Here is a 19,776-nt window from a genome sequence, read left to right on the forward strand (position 1 = left end):
CCGGGGAGACACGACGAAAGACGAGCGCGACGTGTGTGACTCCGGTGCGAAGCCCATTCGCTCGGTGACGCTGCGCGACGACCAAGCTCCCACACAGTCGACTGCCAGCCGTGGGAGTCGTGTCCTCCGCGGGCCGTTGTGGGAGTTGTGTCCTCCGCGGGCTGTTTTGGGAGTTGTGTCCTCCGTGGGCCGCAAGGCCCGGGGAGACACGACGAAAGACGAGCGCGACGTGTGTGAATCCGGTGCGAAGCCCATTCGCTCGGTGACGCTGCGCGACGACCAAGCTCACACGGGGTCAGTGGTCCGCCGTGGGAGTTGTGTCCTCCGTGGCCCGACAGGCCCGGGGAGACACGACGATGACTGTCAACTGGACAGGCTGGATTGAAGTTGCCCACGTGGCGAGGGCGCAGTCGTGCAAATGCGTGGGAAGTGTCTCAGTTCCAGTACAAACTGACACGCACGGTTGCTGTCAGCATGGGATCTGTCGTAGGTTGTAGCGTGTACGACAAAGAGTGAGCAGCGCGATGACAGATGAAGACAAGTGCGCGTGTGACACGTGTCCGCCGAGCTGCGGTTGCACGCCTGGCGATCGAATAGGCCATCAGTGCTGCTGTGGCGACGTCTGCACCTGCCTGGACTGCGATTGCGGTCCGAGCTGCGGCTGCCCAGACCGCTGACAAAATCGGCTGTGAGTTGGTGACGAGACGAGCGCGCGTTCAGCGACCGCGGTCTCTCAGCCTTCGTCTGCCCACATTTTGGCCCACAGCACCCGCCCCGCAGCGTCGCCAATCAGCACGTGCGAGTGCTCGGACGACACCTTCATTGCCGTGACCTCATCGCCTTTGGAGCCGCGTATCACGTTGATGTCCTTGTCCTCGTCGAGTTCGGCGAGGATGACGGCATCGTCCTGAAAGCCGACGAACAGCGCGTCGATCATGGGCAGGCCTTCGACGCAGGTGGCGAGCTGTTGTCCGCCGGGTGCGACGCTCAAGGGTTTGCGCTCCATCGGCCCGTCCTTGCCGTCGAACGGCCAACAGATGGCTTCATCGGCGCCAGACGTCGCGAGATGCGGGGTGGTACCCACCCAGGTGAAGCTCTTGATCTTTGCAGGGTACCCAGGCATCGCAAGCTGACATTTGTCGCGCAAACGCCAACCGTGGACCGCGTTCTCCTGCATGGTGGATATGAGAAAGCGGTTGTCCGGACTGAAGCTCACAGCCCCGTGTGAGCCTTTCCAGGGCAGTTTGGTGGACACCCACCGCTTGGAGCCGCGCTCCCAGAGGGTGGCGCCGCCGTAGTGCCCGACTGCCAACCGTTTGCCCTTGCCGTCGAACGCCAAGCCACCGACGGTGCTGTCGTGCTCGAACACGGTTGGCTTGCCTTGCCAGCTGCGCCAGAGGTATGTGTTGCGCCCGGCTGAACAAGCGATGCGCTCGACGGTGGCTGCCACGCAATCCACCCAGCGGGACCCGAATGTTGCCAGCTCCTCCACGCGACCGTCGTGAGATGTCCGAACCAGGCGGCCATCGTCACCGCCGCTGATCACGGTCGAGCCTTGGGCTGCGAGACACAAGACCACGCCGCTGTGCGACTGAATGGCTTTCGATGGGCCGTCCGCAGTGAAAAAACGCAACGTGCCATCACCAAACCCGGCGACGACCGCATCCGATGTCGCAACAGCGCCCGTGACAGGTGCGCCGGTTTCCAATGTCAGGCTTCGTCGTTCAAATGCCGTCTCGGCAAAGCGCGGCATCATGTTGCTGCGGCTGTTGCCTTGCAGGCTTCAAACCCCGCTTTCAAATCCATGCTGTCGAGATCCCGCCCGATGAACACGATGCGAGAGGTGCGGGGCGCGCCCTCAGGCCAGGTGCCCATGACCGATCCGTCCATGAGCATGTGAACGCCTTGAAACACGTAGCGGTCGTCGACGCCCGCGAAATCGAGGATGCCCTTGGATCGGAGGATATCCTGCCCCCGCGTTCTCAACAGTCTGCCAAACCAGTTCTGGAAGGCGTCGAGATCGAGTGGCTCGTCCAGAGCGAAAGACACACTGGTGACGTCGTCGTCGTGTTCGTGATCGTGGTCGGAGGTCAGGAAATCCGGCTCTACCTCCAACACCCGTTGCAAATCGAACGCGTTGAGCCCAACGACTTCATCGAGCGGTGCGTTGCAGCGCGCTGTCCGTATGATCTTGGTGTAAGGGTTGATCTTGCGAATGCGCGACTCGATGCGTTCGAGGCCATCGGCCTCGACCAGGTCGGTCTTGTTGAGCAGCACAACGTCGGCAAAGGCCACTTGCTCCTCGGCCTCATGGTGCTCACCGAGCTGTCCGTCGAGGTGCACCGCGTCTGCCACAGTGACAATGGCATCGAGTGTGGTGCGTTCGGCAACATCGCTGTCGACGAAAAAGGTCTGTGCAACCGGGGCGGGGTCTGCCAGACCGGTGGTCTCAACGATGATGGCGTCAAGCTGGTCGGCCCGTTTCATCAGGCCGCCGAGTATCCGGATCAGGTCACCTCTCACGGTGCAGCAGATACACCCGTTGTTCATCTCGAACACTTCCTCATCGGCGTCGACAACCAGGTCGTTGTCGATCCCTTCTTCACCGAACTCGTTGACGATGACCGCGTACTTCTTGCCGTGCCGTTCGGTGAGGATGCGGTTCAACAGTGTCGTCTTGCCGGCACCCAGGAAACCGGTCAAGACGGTGACGGGAACCTGTGTTTCAGCGGACATGGGATGGCACTCCTTCTACGTGGAATCGCACGCCACTGCCTCTGCAGCGGGTCCGTTACAGCGGGTCGTGAGAGATAGGGCGAGTTGGTTACTGTGAGGCGTAATAGTGTTATGTTATAACATATCAAATTGACCTCGAAAGGCGCTAAGACTCTCGCGAACAGCCACGCTGTTCAACCCACGATCGACGATCACCGGTTGGGTGTGGCGGCAGCGGTGGCGGTTCGACCGAGTCATATCGACAACAGGCCAACAAGGTCATCTCTCTGCCAACCCAAATCGAACCCGTAAGTCAGATCAATTCTTGATGAACCGCTCCTTTCCGTGCCCTGTTGGTGACCTCGGGGTCACACGTGGCGCAGTATTCGAACGTCTCAGTCACGCCGCAGCACGGCTGTCTGTCGATCACGTGAGCTGGCGTGCACCCCGTCAGTGCGCCCCCGTGTTGCAGCCGGTCAGTTTCGAGCTCGCACCCGGGCGGGTGCTCGGCGTTGTCGGCCCCAATGGGGCTGGAAAGTCGACGTTGCTGCGGTTGTTGTACCGGTTTCTTGTGCCGAGTTCCGGGACCGTGAAGCTCGACGGTGTGGACGTGTGGTCCCTGTCTGCACGTGACGTGGCCCGCAGCGTCGCGGCCGTGCTGCAAGAGCAACCCACCGATTTTGCCTTGACCGTGCGCGAGATCGTCGCGCTTGGGCGGACGCCTCACAGGCACGGCTTCGGCAGTGCAGGTGGCGCACACGATGCGCAGGTGGTCGACGCTGCATTGGACCGGATGAGCCTGTACGGCTTTTCTGAGCGCAGATTTGGCACGTTGTCGGGCGGTGAACGGCAGCGTGTGATGGTTGCCCGTGCGCTTGCACAAGAGCCCCGGCTGCTGGTCCTCGACGAACCCACGAATCACCTCGATATCCGGCACCAGCTCGAGGTGCTGGCGCTGATCAAGGGGCTGCCTCTGACCATCGTGACCTCGCTGCACGATCTCAACATGGCCGCGTCGACCTGTGACGACGTTCTGCTCTTGCAAGCCGGCCGCGCGTTGGGGTTTGGACCACCGGACACCGTGTTCTCGGAACAGACGGTGTCTGAAGCCTTTCAGGGGCTCGCACGACGCGAACAGCTGACACCCAGTAACACGGCACACCTTTCGTTTCATCTTGCTCAAAAAGGACACTCCCAATGAAACCACTCGCTCTCGCAACCCTGTCACTTGTTATCGGCGCGAGCCTCAGTGTGCACTCGCCTTCAGTGCTTTCGGAATCGACAGTGCAGAGTTGCAATCGCACTGTCAGTTTCGACACGCCACCGACACGTGCCATTTCCAACGACGTCAACCTGACTGAAATGATGTTGGTCCTCGGACTGGCAGACCAGATGGTGGGGTACACCGGCATTTCCGGCTGGAAAACCCTGGACGAGGACATGCGTGACGGCGTCGAAGCGCTGCCCGAGTTGTCTGCGAAGTACCCGTCAAAGGAAGTGCTTGTCGGCGCTGATGCGGATTTCTTTTTTGCGGGCTGGAACTACGGCATGAAAGTGGGCGGCGATGTGACGCCTGAAACCCTGGCGCCCTTCGGTATCAAGGTGTACGAACTCACCGAGAGCTGCACCCATATCATGGAGAAAGGCAAAGCCAGCATCGACGACATGTACGCGGATTTGCTCAACCTCGGCACGATCTTCGGTGTCGAGGACACGGCGTCTGCGTTGGTTGACGGTTATAAAGCCGATTTGACGGCGTTCACGGACACCCTTGAAACCGGTGACCCGCTTCGCGTGTTCGTCTACGACAGTGGGGAAGACGCGCCGTTCACCGCCGGGCGGTACGCGATGCCGACAGCCCTCATTGAAGCGGCAGGCGGTCAGAACATCATGGACGATTTTGAAAAGAGCTGGGCGACGGTGACCTGGGAAGAAGTGGTTGAGCGCAACCCGGAAGTGGTGGTCATCGTCAACTACGGCAACGTGACGGCCGAGCAGAAGCGCGAATACATGATGTCAAACCCGGCCTTCGCCGAGCTCGACGCGGTCAAGAACGACCGCTTCGTGACGCTGGAGTACGTCGAAGCCACGCCGGGGCCGCGGAACATCCAGGCGATCAAGACCTTGGCAGGCGCGTTCTGGGCCGAGTAGTTTCCGGTACGGTGGTCGGCAACTGATGCATCCGAACGCCGGTGATCGACGCCGGAAACCGTGCGATGTTAGCGTGGCGCCAGAAGGACAGCATGGCGCCAGGCTTGTCGTGATGTTCAGGGTTGAGCTGTAGTGTCGGTGACCCAGCGTCTGCTGATTGGACTCCTTGGGTTGGCCGTGTTGTTGGTGTCGCTCTCTGTTGCGGTGTCCGTCGGCGCGGTGGGCGTGCAGATAGACACGGTCTGGAGCGTTATCGCAAACCGGCTCTCCCCCGGCCTTGTTGAACAGACGTGGAGCCAAGGCCGAGAAGCCATTGTGTGGGAGATTCGGTTCCCGCGTGCCCTGTTGGCCATGTTGGTCGGGGCCGGGTTGGCGGTGGTGGGCGCAAGCCTGCAAGCCGTCACCCGCAACCCCCTTGCGGATCCGCACCTGCTCGGAATTTCCTCTGGCGGTGCGTTCGGTGCCATATTTGCGCTTTTGCACGCCGGGTTGTTCCTTGGTTTGTTGACGGTCCCGTTGTTGGCCTTCGTCGGGGCCCTGGCCGCGACACTCGTGGTTCTGGGGGTCTCCCGGCTCGCCAACGCGGCGAGTGCGGACCGACTGGTGCTCGCCGGTGTTGCGGTGTCGTTCATCATCATGGCGTGCGCAAACGGGCTGATTTTCCTCGGGGATCCACGGGCCACGCACACGGTGGTGTTCTGGATGCTTGGCGGTCTCGGCTTGGCGCAATGGGACCACCTGATCTACCCGCTGGTCATACTCACGGTTTGCGCTGCCTGGCTGATGAGCCAGGCAGCGTCGTTGAACGCCATGACAATCGGTGATGAAACAGCCGCAACCCTCGGCATTCGTGTTTCCCGATTCCGGCTTGCCGTGTTCGTGGTCGGCGCGATGATTACCGGCGTCATGGTTGCGTTTTCCGGCATCATTGGCTTTGTTGGTCTGATGGTGCCACACGTGGCACGCCTGCTGGTTGGCGGAAGCTACACACGGGTGTTGCCGGTGTCGGCGTTGATGGGTTCTGTATTTCTACTCTGGGCCGATATCATCGCGCGAACGGTCATGGCGCCTGAGGACATGCCGATCGGCATTGTGACGGGTTTGATCGGGGGCGTGTTCTTTGTCTGGTTGCTCGCGCGTCGAAATGCCAGACATTGACAACGGCGACCGGCGACCGGTGCTCGCGCCCGGGTGTGTTGAGTCTCGCAGAGCACGTTCAGTGATGTGGGGTCATGCCCTTCATGCTCAACGGGGTGCGGGCGTGTCTTGTACGTGTGCCTCGGGTCCCAAGGCCCAGAGGAGAACGGGTGATCTCGCCGCCCTGTTCTGCTTGAATTTATAACAAAAAGGAAAAGTGTCAGCGCGAGTCCCCTTCCACGTGAGGCTACGTCACTTAGTGTGGCCTAGCGACGCAGGTTAGAAACATGACTGTACCAACTGATGTCAATCCCCCCCAGTCGCGGCTGCCCGTAACGGTGCTGTCTGGTTTCCTTGGGGCCGGAAAAACCACGCTTCTCAACCAGGTGCTCAACAACCGAGAAGGGCGTCGCGTGGCGGTGATTGTCAACGACATGAGCGAAGTCAACATTGATGCGCAGCTTATCGACCGCAGCGGCGCGGAGCTGTCGCGCACCGAAGAAAAACTCGTTGAGATGACCAACGGCTGCATCTGCTGCACGCTGCGTGACGACCTGTTGGCCGAAGTCTCTCGGCTCGCGAAAGAAGACCGCTTCGACTACCTGCTGATCGAGTCGACCGGCATTTCCGAGCCGATTCCGGTCGCGCAAACCTTCACCTTCGAGGACGAGGAGGGGGTCAGCCTGAGCCATGTCTCACGACTGGACACCATGCTCACCGTGGTCGATACCGCCCATTTTTTGAAAGACTACAAAGAAGCAGACGCGTTGCAAGCGCGCGGTGAGTCTCTTGGCGAAGAAGACCAGCGCACCGTCACACACTTGCTGATTGAACAGATCGAGTTCGCTGACGTGATCGTGCTGAACAAAATTGACCTGATCGACGACGACACCGCGCGTGAAGTCGAAGCCATTGTTCGCGCTTTGAACCCCGGAGCGAGGTTGCTGACGTCGACGCGCGGGAATGTCCCGCTCGACGCGGTGTTGGACACCGGCTTGTTCGATTACGACAAGGCGGCCAGTTCGGCTGGTTGGGTCCGTGAGTTAGCAGGCGAGCACACGCCTGAAACTGAGGAATACGGCATATCGAGTTTCACCTACCGAACGCCGCAACCGTTTGACGCGATGAAACTGTGGGATTTTTTGTACGAAGAAGATAACTGGCGGGGCGTGTTGCGCTCCAAAGGCTTCTTCTGGGTTGCCGCGGACCACCGGGTTGCCTACGAGTGGGCCCAAGCGGGTGGCGTCAGCGATGCCACCCCCGTTGGCATGTGGTGGGCTGCAATCTCGCGCGCGCACTGGGGTCACCCCGAAGGGCAGCGCCCGGACGAGCGCCCTGAATGGCACGAGCGTTTCGGCGACCGCTTGCAGCAGATCGTCTTCATTGGCCAGAACCTCGACGAACCGACACTCAGACAGAGGCTCGACAAATGCCTGCTCGATGACGAGACCGCGTCGCGCAACAGCGCGACCTGGAAGGACATGCGGAACCCGTTCCCAGCACTGCGCATGGCGAGCGAATCTGCCTAGCGATTGGGTGCCCTTCGAACGGTCAGGGCAGGTATCTGCCGGTGTCCCGCAGTCTGCAACCGGCTTTCGGGTTGATACCCGTCGGTGTCGCTCAAAAGAACGCGAAAATGCGTGCGGGCCCGCCAGAGCCGCCGCGGTGTTTGGGTGCACCAACCACCAGTGTTGCGCCGGAAGCGGGGACGTTTTCTAGGTTGGCGAGGTTCTCGATACCGTAGCGGTTAGTGGGTAGCCAAGCGTAGTGGGTCGCAAGGTCCCTGGATTTCCCATGGTCCAGAGACAATGTGTCCACCGCCAACGCGACTGCTTCGGTGTCGTCCATCAACATCTCTACGGCTTCCCGGTGGAATCCGGGAAAGTGCATGGCACCGAACAGATCTTCGTTTCTGTATTTTTTCGTCGTGACGTGACGTCCCCAGCCTGAGTACATCGCGACGCAGGCATGACGTGGCAACGGACCGTGTCGGCTGATGTAGGCGGTGATGTCATCCGGCGTGACTTGCGCGTCGGCATCGTCTGCGGCGCGTGCTGCGATATCGATGACGCACAGCGGCACCACCAACTGGTTCACGGGGATTTCGTGCACTGCCAAACCGTCGCCGGAGAAATGCAGCGGGGCGTCTACATGCGTTCCGGTGTGCTCGTTGAGCCGCAGGTTGAACAGATTGAAGCGGTGTTCTGCGTAGTTGTAGGTGTGCTCCGCCTCGAATCCGGGTACGCCGAAGTACGTTGGAAACTCACGGTGTAACTCGTAGGTCATGTCCTCGACCGTGCGCGCCGAGCCAGGTGCTGTGACGGCCGATGAGGCGCCACATGCTGTGACGCCAGCCGTCATGGCGCATGCGCTGCGCTGCAGCAAACGGCGACGAGACAGGGGGCGCTCTTTCAGCATTCGGCGTTTGACGGTATCGATCACCCTTGGGTCACACACGAAGCACCCCGGTTACTTGCAGCAGTGCACCAGAACCTACTTGCACCGCAGTGTGACGTCAAACCGCGTTCAGATCACTTGCCCTGCCAGACCGGATCCCGCCCTTCGGCAAAGGCTTTGGCGCCTTCGAGGTTGTCCTCCGAGCCGTACAGCGTGTCGACGGTCTCGAGCTGACGGGTGGTGATGCGGTTCATCGCGTCCTGGAATCTGGCGTCCTCGGCGTCGCGTACGATCTCCTTGATGGCAGCGTAGACCAGCGGCGGACCCGAGGCGAGGTGCTCGGCCAGTGCCCAGGTGCGCGCTTCGAGCTCCTCGAGGGGGCACTGTTCCTTGACCAGGCCCCAGCGCATCGCCTCGTCGACGTCGAACCAGCGTCCGGTCAGCAGCAGGTCCATCGCCACGTGGTAGGGGATGCGCTTGGGCAGTTTCACCGACGCGGCATCGGCAACGGTGCCGGAGCGGATTTCCGGCAGCGCAAAACTCGCCGAGTCGGCGGCGACGATGAGGTCGGCCGAGAGCGCGAGCTCCAGACCGCCGCCGCAGCAGATGCCGTTCACCGCGGCGATCACGGGCTTGTTCAAGCCCCGCAGCTCCTGCAGTCCGCCGAAACCCCCGACGCCGTAGTCGCCGTCGACGGCGTCGCCGCCGGCGGCCGCCTTGAGGTCCCAGCCCGCGCAGAAGAACTTCTCGCCGGCGGCCCGCACGATGCCCACCCGCAGGGTCGGGTCGTCGCGGAACTCGGCGAAGGCCTCGCCCATGCGTCGGCTGGTCGCGAGGTCGATCGCGTTGGCCTTGGGCCGGTCGAGGGTGAGTTCGAAGATGTGGCCTTCGCGTCGGACGCGAATCGGTGTGTCAGTCATACGGGGCTCCAGCGGGACAACAGGGCGTCGGCGGCGACGGCGTCGTGCGCGCGACACAGCACGGGGTTGATTTCAACTTCGGCGAGGGTACCGCGTTCTGCCTCGACCAGCGCGCAGACCGCCTGCACCTGCGCGACAATCGCGTCGGTGTCTGCGGCGGGTCGACCGCGGAACCCGCCGAGCAGCGGGTGGATCTTCAGCGTGCCGAGCGCGGCTCGGATGGCGTCGTCGCTCGCCGGCAACAGCAGGCTCGTGCTGTCGCGCAGCACTTCAGTCAAGGTTCCACCGGCGGCGAGCGTGAGGACATAGCCATGAGCGGGGTCGGCCACCACGCCAACCAGAAGCTCGGCGACGACCTCGGTGATCTGCTCTTCGACGAGCAGCGACGGGGCGACGTCGAGGGTCTGGCGGGCGGCGGTCGCGACCGCGTCGGCCGTGGCGAGATCGAGGTGCACAGCGCCGGCCTCGCTCTTGTGTGCGATGCCCTGGCCCTTGACCACCACCGGAAACCCCAGCTCGGTCGCCGCATCGACGCAGGCGTCCACCGAGTCCGCAGACACGCTGCGCGGCACGCGGACGCCTGCATGCGATAGCATCTGCTTGGCATCGGCCTCGGTCAGGGTGTCCGTTGCTGTCGCGTCGGCCGGCTGTGAGGGCGGCCACAAGGGTGTCGGCCGAGGCGCAGCCTGGTGTGCGCCGATGGCGGCAGCAGCCTCGATGGCAACCAGCGCGTCGTCGAAGCCGCACAGCGGCACGATGCCGTCGGCCATCAGCTCGCGGGCAAGGGCCTCGGGCAGGTTCTCCGGCAGGCTTGCGAGCAACGCAGTCGGCGCGCCTGTGTCGCGTCGGGCGCGGCGGATGGCGTTGAGTGCGGGGGCCCAGGTCGCGGTGTCACAGCGGTCCTCGCGCGGGATGTCCATCACCAACAGGTTCAGCGCGGCGTCGCCGCGGAGCATGCCGGCGTAGCACGCCGTCAGGGCGTCTTCGTCGTGCCAGATGTAGGTGTGGTAGTCGAGCGGGTTGGCGAGCGCCACTGCCTCGCCGAGCGCAGCGCGAAGGTCGCTGTGCTGTTGCGCCGTCAGGGCCGGGAAGTCGGTGGCACGCCCTTCGGCCGTGTCGGCGATCAGGCTCGCTTCGCCACCGGAACAGCTCATTGAACTGAGTTTCGTGCTCGCGAGCGGGCCGACGGTGTGCACGAGTTTCAGGGTTTCGATCAGCGCGCTGACCGTGTCCACGCGGGCGACACCGCACCGTCGGAGCAGCGCGTCCGCGCCGGCGTCGCTGCCGGCCAGCGAGTTGGTGTGCGACACCATGCCGGTTTGCGCGAGGTGGGACTTGCCAACCTTGAGCGCGACGATCGACTTGCCCGCTGCGTGTGCGCGCTGCGCCATGCGCTCGAAGGCCACCGGGTCGCCGATGCCCTCGATGTACAAGCCGAGCGCGGTGACGCGGTCGTCGTCGATCAGGGCGTCGGCGAGGGCGGCCAACCCGGTTTGCGCCTGGTTGCCGGCGGTGGCGACGAAGGCCACCGGCAGGCCACGCTGTTGCATGCTGAGGTTGATGGCGATGTTGGACGACTGGGTGATCAGGCCCACGCCGCGCGTGACACGGTCACCGCCGTGCTGGTCCGGCCACAGCAGTGCACCGTCGAGGTAGTTGATCAGGCCGTAGCAGTTCGGCCCGAGCACCGGCATCTCGCCCGCGGCGCGCACCAACGCGTGTTGCAGGGCAGGTCCGTCAGGGCTCTCGGCTGCCGCTTCGGCGAAGCCCGACGCAAAGCAGACCGCGCCACCGGCACCGCGCGCGGCGAGCTGGGCGACGACATCGAGTGTTGCGTGGCGGTTGACGCCCACGAAGCTCGCATCGGGGGCGCTGGGCAGCGCCGCGACATCGCGGTAACACGGCAGACCGGCCACCGTGTCGCGGGTGGGGTGGACCGGCCAGATGTCGCCGGCGAAGCCCATGCGCTGACTTTGGGTGATGACCGCTTCGGCCCAGCTGCCGCCGAACACGGCCAGGGACTGCGGGTGCAGAAGACGATGGAGTGAGCGGGCCACGGCACGGTCTCGGGGTCGGTGTGGCGGCAAGCCTAGTGCAGGACGGGCCCCGCGTACGGTATCGCCGACGCCATCGACTGTCGTGGCTGCGGCGACGCTGTGTCGTCGGCCTCAGAGCGGGGCAATGTGGGTCAGTGACCAGGCCAGCATCAGCGGCAAGGTCGCCAGCGCGACCGCGTGGGAGATCACGATGATCGAGGCAACCTGCGCCGGTTTGTAGCCGTAGCGCTCAGCGAACATGAAGTTCAGCACCGCCGACGGCAGGACGGCGTAGGCCAGCAGCGCGGCGGCCTGGTGGGGCTCGAGGTCGAACCACGGTGCCGATAGCAGGTAGGCGACGGCGCCGGTCAACGGCATGGCGACGCCGGCGATGACGCCGACCCGCCACTCGGAGAGGTCGGCGTCGTTGAGCCGCACGCCGAGGGCAAACAACATCAGGGGAATCACGATGTCACCGAGCATGCCGATCGGTGTCATCACGACCGCCGGCACCGACACGCCTGCGGCCTTGATGACCAGGGCCAGCAACGACACCCAGACGACCGGCACGGCCAGCACGTCGCGGCCGCGGTGCGCACCGCGCAGCAACCGGGCACCGACGAGAAAGTGCACGAGATTCCCGGACACGAACACCACGGTGGCGGCGGGCAGCGCAGCGTCGCCGTACGCCAAAACGGCCAGTGGCAGGCCGATGTTGCCCGAATTGCGAAACGTGGTGGCGAGCACGAGCACGCGGGTGTCGAGGCCGGTGCCCCAGGCCACTGCCGCGGCCGCGCCCGCGCACAGCCCGACACACAGCACGGTGGCAAGGGTGAGGGGCGCCATCTCGATCAGCGTGAAATCGCCGGCCACGAGGATGGTGAACACCAGCGCGGGCGTGAAGATGTCCATGTTGGCGCGGTTGATGTCGTCGAGCGCCGGTCGCGCGCGCCGCGCGAACACGACACCCACGGCCACCAACGCGAACAGCGGGAAGACCGTGCCGGCGATGCGGCTGAGCAGGTCGAGTACCATGTGCGCCCACAGGAGCCAAACCGCACAGTATACGGTGACAGACGGAACGGATCAGCACGACGACCGCACCGAGGCGATGCAAGCCTGGGTGGCCGAAGTGCTCTCGCAACCACAACGGGCCGTTGCGATCGGCCAACGCATCCAGACGCTCTGGAGCGGTTACGGCGAGCTGCGACGGGTGCGCTGCGCGGCGAGCCCTGTGCGCGCCATGGTGGTGAAATGGGTCGCGGCCGACGGCGATCTCCATCACCCCCGCGGCTGGCAGCACGCGGCAGGGCACGCGCGAAAACTCCGGTCCTATGGTGTTGAGCAGGCGTTCTACCGGGCCGCCTCAGTCCGGCCCTCCGCCGCGTGGCGGGTGCCGCACTCCCTCGGAGACGCCCGGGCGTCTGCCGGTCAGTTTCGGCTCCTGCTCGAAGACCTGGACGCCGCCGGCTACGGCGCGCGTCCCGGGACCGGCGATCAACGCGCGTTTGACGCGTGTGTGCGGTGGTTGGCCGCGTTCCACGCAACCCACTTTGGCGTGCCGCCAACCGCGCTGTGGGACGTGGGGTGTTACTGGCATTTCGGCACGCGCGAGGCGGAGTGGCGTGCCATGCTGGACGGTGCGCTCAAGTCACGCGCGGCCGACATCGATCAGATGCTCAACGGCGCGCGCTACCAGACCTGGGTGCACGGCGATGCCAAGCTTGCTAATTTTTGCACGACGGTGGCGGGCGACGACGCGGCCGCCGTCGACTTCCAATACGTCGGTGGCGGGGTCGGCGTGCGTGACCTCATGGTGCTGGCCGCCAGCGCCTGGGACGGCCACGCACTGCTGCGGGACGCCGACAGGCACCTCGACACCTACTTCGGCGCGCTGCGGCAGAACCTGGCTGCGGACGTCGACGCCGATGCGGTCGAGCGCGAGTGGCGGTCACTCTGGCCGTTCGCGTGGGCGGACTACCAGCGTTTCCTTGCCGGTTGGATGCCCGGGCACAGCCGCCAGACAGCCTACGCGCGATTGCAGACGCAAGCCGCCCTCGACGCCCTCGGTTGAGGGCCTACCAGCTACCAGTGGTTGGCATCGACACCCAGGGCTCGGCCGGCTCGAGCGGTTCACCTGCCTGCAGCAACTCGATCGAAATGCCGTCCGGTGAACGGAAGAAGGCCATGCGGCCGTCGCGCGGCGGCACGTTGATGGTGATGCCGGCGTCCATGGCGCGCTGGCAACTGTCGTAGACGTTGTCCACTTCGTAGGCGAGGTGGCCGAAGTTCCGCCCGCCGGTGTATTCCTCGGGATCCCAGTTGTAGGTCAGTTCGAGTTCGGGCGCGCGCGCGCTCGTGGCGCTGCCTTCGTCTTCCGGGGCGGCGAGAAAAATGAGCGAGAAGCGGCCGTTCTCGTAGTCGTTGCGGCGGGTCTCGACAAGGCCCAACACATCGCGGTAGAAGGCGAGGGAGGCGTCGACGTCGGTGACACGCACCATGGTGTGCAGGTAGCGCATGGACGGGATCCTGATGGGGAGTGTGGTGCAGCCATGGTGGCCAGACTCGGCGGACCCGTCAACCTGTCAGCGGGGTCACGGGGTGGTGAGCGCGGCGCCGATCAGCCACAACACCAGCGGCAGGGTGGCGGCCGCACAGACGGTGGTCGCGATCATCACGGCCGCACTCTCTCGGGCGATGCCGTAGCGCTGACTGATGGCGGCGTAGGCGCCAAAAATCGGCGATGCCGCGAAACACAAGGCTGGCCCGATCAGCGCCGGGTCGGTCACCCCGAAGGCGAGCAGGGCCAGGCACACGGCGACCGGGTGCACCAGCAGCTTGCCCGGCACCACGATCGCCTGTCGGCGGCCATCGCCCGCAGCCGTGTAGCCGACGATCAGGCCGCCGATCACGAACAGCCCCACCGGCGCCACGGTGCGCGCGAGCAGCGCCAGGCCGTCGTCGACGGGCTGGGGCAGCCGCAGCTCGCCCCACGCCACCAGCGCACCGAGCACCATCGCGCCGAACAGGGGGTTGCGCGCGATGGCGAGCGCATTGACCGCCGCCGGGTGTCGCTCGCCGGGTGCGCGAGGGCGGCCGACGTCAGCGAGCGTTAGCGCCATCGGCAGCACCACCGCAACCTCGACCAGCAGGGTCAGTGCCAGGGCGATCGACGCCGCCTCACCGTACAGCAGCACCGCCAGCGGGTAGCCGACCATGAGCGAGTTGCCGAAGCTGCCACCGAGCGCACCAAACGCCAAGACCGGTCCGCGCGTGTGCGTTGCCCAGCGCAAGCCGGCGTAACACAGCACGAACGCACCCATCGACCCGAGGGTGTAACCGGCGAGGTAACCCGGTTGACCGAGCGCGCCGGGCGCGCTGGTGGCGATCGCGTGAAACACCATCGCCGGGGCGGCCACCGTGGCGACGTACGCCGCCAGCGTGCGAAACCCGTCGGCGGTCAGCACACCGCCTTTGCGGACGGCGAAGCCGGCTGCGACAACGAAGAAGATGGGCGCGATCGTCGCGTACAGCGCCGGCAGCGTGGTGGAGAGCGCGTTCAACGGGTCGGGTCGGTCGCGATGTGCTTGGGGGGGCAGGCAGTATCGCACGGCGTCCCGGCACCGCGGCACCGGGTGTGAGGCCAGCGAAAACCGCGCCCCGGTGGGGCCCGCGCGGGTCGGTAGCGGGCCAGAGCGGCGACAGGCGTGCGTCTGTGGCGTTGAGTTGCACGCCGTCGCGGCCGCTCGACGCCGGGTTGGCGATCCACGGGGTGAGGCAGGCGCGGTCGGTGATCGGGTGAGCGGCGTCCGGTTCCGGGCGCCGTCGGGTGGCCATCCCGGGGCGTCAAAGGGGCTGCAAGGCGGCGTCAACGGCGTTGAGCTGCTGCCCGTCGGGCCCGCTGCTGGCGGGGTTGGCAATCCAGGGAGAGAGGCAGTCCCGGTCGCGGGCGCACGGGTCTGTCAGTGCCGTGAGGAACGCCACCAGGTCGGCCACGTCTCCGCCGTTGAGGTTGATCTGCGGCACCAGGCTCCGTCCGGCGTTGCGCTCCTGGCGGAGCTTGTCCGCGGCCCGGGCGGTGTTGCCGCGGGCGTTAGGGTAGAGCGCGGCGCAGTTTGGCAGGGTGCGGAACTGGTCCAGCAGGCACCAGCCACCCCGGTCGAAGTAGCGGTCGGCGGCGCGTGTCGGGTTGTCGTAGTGTCGCACCACCTCCTCGAGGGTTGCGTAGGCACCGCTGTGCCCGTAGGGCGCGGTCAGCTCGACGTTCAGCAGGCTCGGCACGCGGAAGCGGTAACGGTCGTCCGGATCACCGGTTTCGCGTTCACGACCGAAATCGTCCTCGCTGTTCGCGCCGTTGTTGTCGCCCTTGCCGGGGCCGAACTGCGGGAAGGCCACGGTGTGGTGCGAGCCGTCGCTGAACAAGGTGCCGCTGTGGCAGTTGATGCAACCGGCACCGCCCTGGTTTGCCGGCGTGAAGAACAACTCGGCACCGCGTTTCTGGGCGTCGCTCAGCGCGGTGGCATCGCCGTTCAGGAAGGCTTGCCAGGGCGAGTCGACGAACACCATCGAGCGCTCGTACTCGCCTATGGCAAGGGCAATGTTGTCGAATCTCACCAGTTGCGTTGCCGACTGCGTGCTGCCGAACGCGGCCTGGAAGGCGGGCAGCCAGGCGTTGGTGGCGAGCTCGCCGGTGCCAACGCCGTAGTCGCCGAGTCGGGCGGCGAGGTGGTCGCGGACGGCGTCGTTGCTGCTGTTGAGCTCGAACGCAGTGGTTTTCATCTCCTCCACGCTGGTCACCGGGAAGCGCGCCTGGGCGGTGGCGAGGTTGCCCCCGGCGTTGGGGTCGGCGGTGCCGATCAGCGTCTCCGGTGTGCGGATGCCGCTGCCCGCGCCGTTCTGGCCTGGCGTTCTGCCCAGGCTTTCCACGCGCGAATCCCAGAACAGGCCGGTGTCCCAGAGCCCGAGGTTGAACACGGTCGGCGCATTGCGGGGCACGTCGGGCACGCCGTCGGCGTCCTGGCGACCGGGCCCGAGCAGGTGTGGGGTGGTGGCCCCCACACCGACCGACAACGCCAGTGCGTCGGCGCCACCGAGCACCGGGTGGTGGCAGCTCACACACGCACTGTCGAATCCGCCGCCCAAGCTCTGGCTGAAAAACAGGTCTCGGCCGAGTTGGGCCAACGGGTCGGTGATCGCGGGCAGGGTGCGCCCGGCAGTGGGGTCCGTCGATGCGCCGTGCGTGGTGGCGAGCTGGCGTAGCGTGGCATCCAGCCCGGACGCGCCGGTTGTGGTCGCTGTGTCACCGCCGCCGCCGCCGCCGCAGCCCGCCACCAGCGTGGCGCACAACAGGGCGAGCCCTGTCAGGCGAGGGGCTCCGGTTGACGGGGCGTGGGTCGACGCTGCGGGTATCATGGGCTTTCCTGGTCGCCCCTGGTGGGGCGATGTGGGCTGTCTGGCTTCACAACGCACGGGTGACACCACGGTTGACAAAGCGCTGGACGGGACAGACCGGCACCCGGCCCACGGTGCGGCATTTCGCAGGAGCCAACATGATCGAGGAACCCCGCAAACTCACCGTGACACGCCCGGCGCGACGCCCGACCGAGGCGCAGATCGCGGCATTCCAGAGCGTGCCGACCGGGTTTGTCGTCGACGCCCTGTTCGGTGACGGCGCCCTGTCCGCTGACATTCAGCCGCTCGGACAGGGACATGACCTTCACTGTGTTGCGGCCGGTCCGGCCATAACTGCAGAAAACGGGCCCGCGGACATCCTTGCGACACTTGCGGCGCTGGCCTTTGTGCAACCCGGGGACATCGTGGTGGCGTCGTTTGCCGCGCACCGTGGTTGTGCTGCGGCAGGCGATCGCCTGATGGGTATGCTCAGGAACGCCGGCGGTGCCGGCCTGGTCACGGACGGTCCGATGCGCGACTACGCTGGGTTGGTCAAAGTGGGTCTGCCCGCGTGGTGCACCGGCCTGACCCCGGGTTCGCCGTACAGCAGCGGCCCGGGCCGGGTGGGCGGGCCGGTGGTGGTCGGTGGCCGTCAGGTCGAGACGGGTGACATGGTGGTCGCTGACCGCGATGGCGTCGTGGTGGTGCCGTTCGCGCGACTCGACGAGGTGATCGGTCGACTCGCCGGTGTTGCCGAGAGCGAGGCTGCGCTCGACGCCGAGGTGGCGGCTGGGCTCGCCGTGCCGGAGGCCATCCGCGACCTGCTCGACAGCGACGACACCCTGTTCATCGACTGAGCGACTGCGCGGTAGCGTGCCGCAACGGGCGATACGCCCCTGCAGGGTCGTGGCTCAGGCGCCGAGCGGTCGCAGCAGTTCGCGCCCGATGATATGGCGCTGGATTTCGCTGGTGCCGTCCCAGATTCGCTCGACCCGCGCGTCACGCCAGAAGCGTTCGAAGGGCAAGTCGTCCATCAGGCCCATACCACCGTGTAGCTGGATGCAGGTGTCGGTGACCCTCGCCAGCATCTCGGTCGCGCGCACCTTGGCACTGGCGATTTCGCGGTTGGCCGGCAGCCCCTCATCGAGGCGCCAGGCCCCGGCGAGGGTGAGCCACTCGGCTGCGTCGATCTCGGTGACCATATCGGCCAGTTGAAAACTCACGCCCTGAAACTTGCCGATGGGCTGGCCGAACTGCTCGCGTTCGGCGCACCACGGCAAGGTCAGCTCGAAGGCCCGCCGTGCCCGCCCCACGCTCATCGCCGCAACCGTCAGGCGGGTCGCGTAGAGCCAGGTGTTCATGATGTCGAAGCCGCCGTGCAACTCGCCGAGGATCTGTGTGGCCGGCAGGCGGCAGTTTGTGAAGCTCAGGATGTTGTTCTGGTACCCGCGGTGCGATACCGAATGGTAGCCCGGCAGGATCTCGAACCCGGGCGTGCCGCGGTCGACGAGGAAACAGGTGATCTTTTTCTTCTTGCCGCGCGGCGTCTCTTCCTCGCCAGTGGCGATGAAGACGATCACGAAATCGGCGACGTTGGCGTGCGAGATGAAGTGCTTGCTGCCGTTGACCACCCAGTCGCCGCCGTCGAGCTTGGCCGTGCACTTCATGCCACGCACGTCGGAGCCGGCGTCGGGTTCGGTCATGGCGAGGGCGTCGAAGCGCTCGCCGCGCACGACCGGGTCGAGGTAGCGCTCGCGCTGCTCGCCTTCACAGGCCATCAGGATGTTCGACGGCCGCCCGAAGAAGTGGTTGAGCGCCATGCTGGCGCGGCCGAGTTCGCGCTCGACCAACGTGAAGTCGAGGTGGTTGAGTCCGCCGCCGCCAACCGATTCGGGCATGTTGCAGGCCCAGAATCCGATGTCCTTGCACTTCTGCATGATCTCCTGCGCCAGCTCGTCCGGCACGGTGCCACGCTTGTCGACCTCGGCTTCGTGCGGGTAGAGCTCGTTTTCGACGAAGCTGCGCACGGTGTCGACGATCAGTTGTTGCTCTTCGCTGAGGCCGAAGTTCATGAGGGTTCTCCTGAGAGGCTGCGCTGCCACGCGTTGAGATCGCGGCCCGCGCCGTAGTCGGTGGTGCGAAGCGCACGCAGGATACCGACGAGGTTGGTGTCCCGGATACGCTCGAGTTCGCGGATGCTGTGGGCGCCGGACTGGGCATCCGACTGGTCGGCGATGGTTTGCACGAGCTCGTCAGTGAGCTCGGGTACGTCCATCAATTTGGTCCAGGGCCACTGCAGGCAGGGGCCGAACTGGGCGATGAAATGGGCCATCCCGGCTTCGCCACCGGCGACCCGGTAGGTTTCGAACAGACCCATCTGCGCCCAGCGCAAGCCGAAGCCGTAGCGGATGGCATCGTCGATCTCCTCTGTGGTCGCGATGCCGTCCTTGACCAGCCACAGGGCTTCGCGCCAGACGGCCTCGAGAAAGCGGTCGGCAATGTGGGCATCGATTTCCTTTCGCACACGAAGCGGTTTCATGCCGATCGAAGTCAGCAACGTACTCGCGCGCTCGACCGTGGCGGGGTCGGTCTGCTCGCCGGCGACGACCTCGACCAACGGCAGCAGGTAGACCGGGTTGAACGGGTGCGCGACGATCAGTTGTTCGGGTCGTGGGCATCCGGCCTGCAGGTCGGTCGGCTTGTAGCCCGAGGTGCTGGATGCGACCACGCAGTCATCTGACGTGTGCTCGGCAATCTCCGCGAACACCGTGTGTTTGATTTCGATGCGCTCGGGCACGCTCTCCTGCACCCAGGCTGCGCCGCTGACGGCGTCTGCGATGCTGTCGACGCGGGTCAGTGTGCCCTCGGCCGGCAGCGGGACGTCGAGCACAGACGGCAACGCCTGCCTGGCGTTGGTTAGCACCTCGGCGAGTTTTCGGTCGGCCTCCGGGTCCGGGTCGAACACCTGTACATCCCAGCCGTTGAGCAGAAAGCGGGCGGCCCAGCCGCCGCCGATCACACCGCCGCCG

The 19,776-nt window shown here is 65.4% G+C and carries 16 protein-coding genes and 1 pseudogene; 6 read left to right on the forward strand and 11 right to left on the reverse strand.

Annotated elements, in window-relative coordinates; genetic code table 11:
• Window positions 1–733 precede the first annotated feature (733 nt).
• Both AAGA11_19435 and AAGA11_19440 read right to left on the reverse strand, forming a co-directional pair.
• On the reverse strand, window positions 734–1,756 hold the full coding sequence (locus AAGA11_19435; GenBank protein MEM9605045.1) for a WD40 repeat domain-containing protein: 1,023 nt from the start codon (window positions 1,754–1,756) through the stop codon (window positions 734–736).
• Complete coding sequence (locus AAGA11_19440; protein MEM9605046.1) at window positions 1,753–2,736, reverse strand: GTP-binding protein; 984 nt, start codon at window positions 2,734–2,736, stop codon at window positions 1,753–1,755. Before AAGA11_19440 ends, AAGA11_19435 begins: the two co-directional genes overlap by 4 nt.
• Window positions 2,737–3,178: 442 nt before the next feature.
• Between AAGA11_19440 and AAGA11_19445 the strand changes: the two genes are divergently transcribed.
• The 4 genes from AAGA11_19445 (at window position 3,179) to zigA (ending at window position 7,532) form a co-directional block, all read left to right on the forward strand.
• A complete protein-coding gene (locus AAGA11_19445; protein ID MEM9605047.1) occupies window positions 3,179–3,916 on the forward strand; it encodes an ABC transporter ATP-binding protein in 738 nt (245 codons plus the stop codon).
• Entirely contained in the window at window positions 3,913–4,866 is a 954-nt protein-coding gene (locus AAGA11_19450; protein MEM9605048.1) for an ABC transporter substrate-binding protein, read from the forward strand. Before AAGA11_19445 ends, AAGA11_19450 begins: the two co-directional genes overlap by 4 nt.
• 138 nt (window positions 4,867–5,004) lie before the next feature.
• The gene (locus tag AAGA11_19455) at window positions 5,005–6,024 is read left to right on the forward strand and encodes an iron ABC transporter permease (protein ID MEM9605049.1); all 1,020 of its coding nucleotides are present in this window, start codon (window positions 5,005–5,007) and stop codon (window positions 6,022–6,024) included.
• 266 nt (window positions 6,025–6,290) lie between these two features.
• Window positions 6,291–7,532 (forward strand): zinc metallochaperone GTPase ZigA, encoded by a 1,242-nt coding sequence (gene zigA, locus AAGA11_19460; GenBank protein ID MEM9605050.1) that lies wholly within the window; start codon window positions 6,291–6,293, stop codon window positions 7,530–7,532.
• Window positions 7,533–7,623: 91 nt separating this feature from the next.
• Here zigA and AAGA11_19465 read toward each other — a convergent pair whose 3' ends face one another.
• The 4 genes from AAGA11_19465 to AAGA11_19480 form a co-directional block, all read right to left on the reverse strand.
• Window positions 7,624–8,460, reverse strand: coding sequence for a cyclase family protein (locus tag AAGA11_19465; protein ID MEM9605051.1), 837 nt, complete (start codon window positions 8,458–8,460; stop codon window positions 7,624–7,626).
• 74 nt (window positions 8,461–8,534) lie between these two features.
• Window positions 8,535–9,320, reverse strand: coding sequence for a carnitinyl-CoA dehydratase (locus AAGA11_19470; GenBank protein MEM9605052.1), 786 nt, complete (start codon window positions 9,318–9,320; stop codon window positions 8,535–8,537).
• The gene (locus AAGA11_19475; GenBank protein MEM9605053.1) at window positions 9,317–11,377 is read right to left on the reverse strand and encodes an acetate--CoA ligase family protein; all 2,061 of its coding nucleotides are present in this window, start codon (window positions 11,375–11,377) and stop codon (window positions 9,317–9,319) included. The genes AAGA11_19470 and AAGA11_19475 overlap by 4 nt, the downstream gene beginning before the upstream one ends.
• 111 nt (window positions 11,378–11,488) lie before the next feature.
• Window positions 11,489–12,391, reverse strand: a complete 903-nt coding sequence (locus AAGA11_19480) for an AEC family transporter (protein ID MEM9605054.1) — start codon at window positions 12,389–12,391, stop codon at window positions 11,489–11,491.
• Window positions 12,392–12,425: 34 nt separating this feature from the next.
• On the opposite strand from AAGA11_19480, the gene AAGA11_19485 reads away from it, so the two are divergent.
• Complete coding sequence (locus AAGA11_19485) at window positions 12,426–13,430, forward strand: choline kinase (GenBank protein ID MEM9605055.1); 1,005 nt, start codon at window positions 12,426–12,428, stop codon at window positions 13,428–13,430.
• Between the two features lie 4 nt (window positions 13,431–13,434).
• Here AAGA11_19485 and AAGA11_19490 read toward each other — a convergent pair whose 3' ends face one another.
• From AAGA11_19490 to AAGA11_19500, 3 genes are all read right to left on the reverse strand, one after another.
• The gene (locus AAGA11_19490) at window positions 13,435–13,875 is read right to left on the reverse strand and encodes a VOC family protein (protein MEM9605056.1); all 441 of its coding nucleotides are present in this window, start codon (window positions 13,873–13,875) and stop codon (window positions 13,435–13,437) included.
• Between the two features lie 75 nt (window positions 13,876–13,950).
• Window positions 13,951–14,919 carry an AEC family transporter gene (locus AAGA11_19495; GenBank protein ID MEM9605057.1) on the reverse strand — a complete coding sequence of 323 codons (969 nt, stop codon included), beginning with the start codon at window positions 14,917–14,919 and terminating at the stop codon, window positions 13,951–13,953.
• Between the two features lie 283 nt (window positions 14,920–15,202).
• The gene (locus AAGA11_19500; GenBank protein MEM9605058.1) at window positions 15,203–16,768 is read right to left on the reverse strand and encodes a cytochrome c peroxidase; all 1,566 of its coding nucleotides are present in this window, start codon (window positions 16,766–16,768) and stop codon (window positions 15,203–15,205) included.
• A 137-nt stretch (window positions 16,769–16,905) separates the two neighbouring features.
• Between AAGA11_19500 and AAGA11_19505 the strand changes: the two genes are divergently transcribed.
• Window positions 16,906–17,604 (forward strand): RraA family protein, encoded by a 699-nt coding sequence (locus AAGA11_19505; GenBank protein MEM9605059.1) that lies wholly within the window; start codon window positions 16,906–16,908, stop codon window positions 17,602–17,604.
• A 54-nt stretch (window positions 17,605–17,658) separates the two neighbouring features.
• Here the strand turns inward: AAGA11_19505 and AAGA11_19510 are convergent, their stop codons facing one another.
• Together AAGA11_19510 and AAGA11_19515 are read right to left on the reverse strand one after the other, a co-directional pair.
• The gene (locus AAGA11_19510) at window positions 17,659–18,819 is read right to left on the reverse strand and encodes an acyl-CoA dehydrogenase family protein (GenBank protein ID MEM9605060.1); all 1,161 of its coding nucleotides are present in this window, start codon (window positions 18,817–18,819) and stop codon (window positions 17,659–17,661) included.
• Window positions 18,820–18,851: 32 nt separating this feature from the next.
• Window positions 18,852–19,776 (reverse strand): annotated as a pseudogene (locus AAGA11_19515) (3-hydroxyacyl-CoA dehydrogenase NAD-binding domain-containing protein).

The organism is Pseudomonadota bacterium, from assembly GCA_039196715.1.
GTDB lineage: Bacteria > Pseudomonadota > Gammaproteobacteria > CALCKW01 > CALCKW01 > CALCKW01.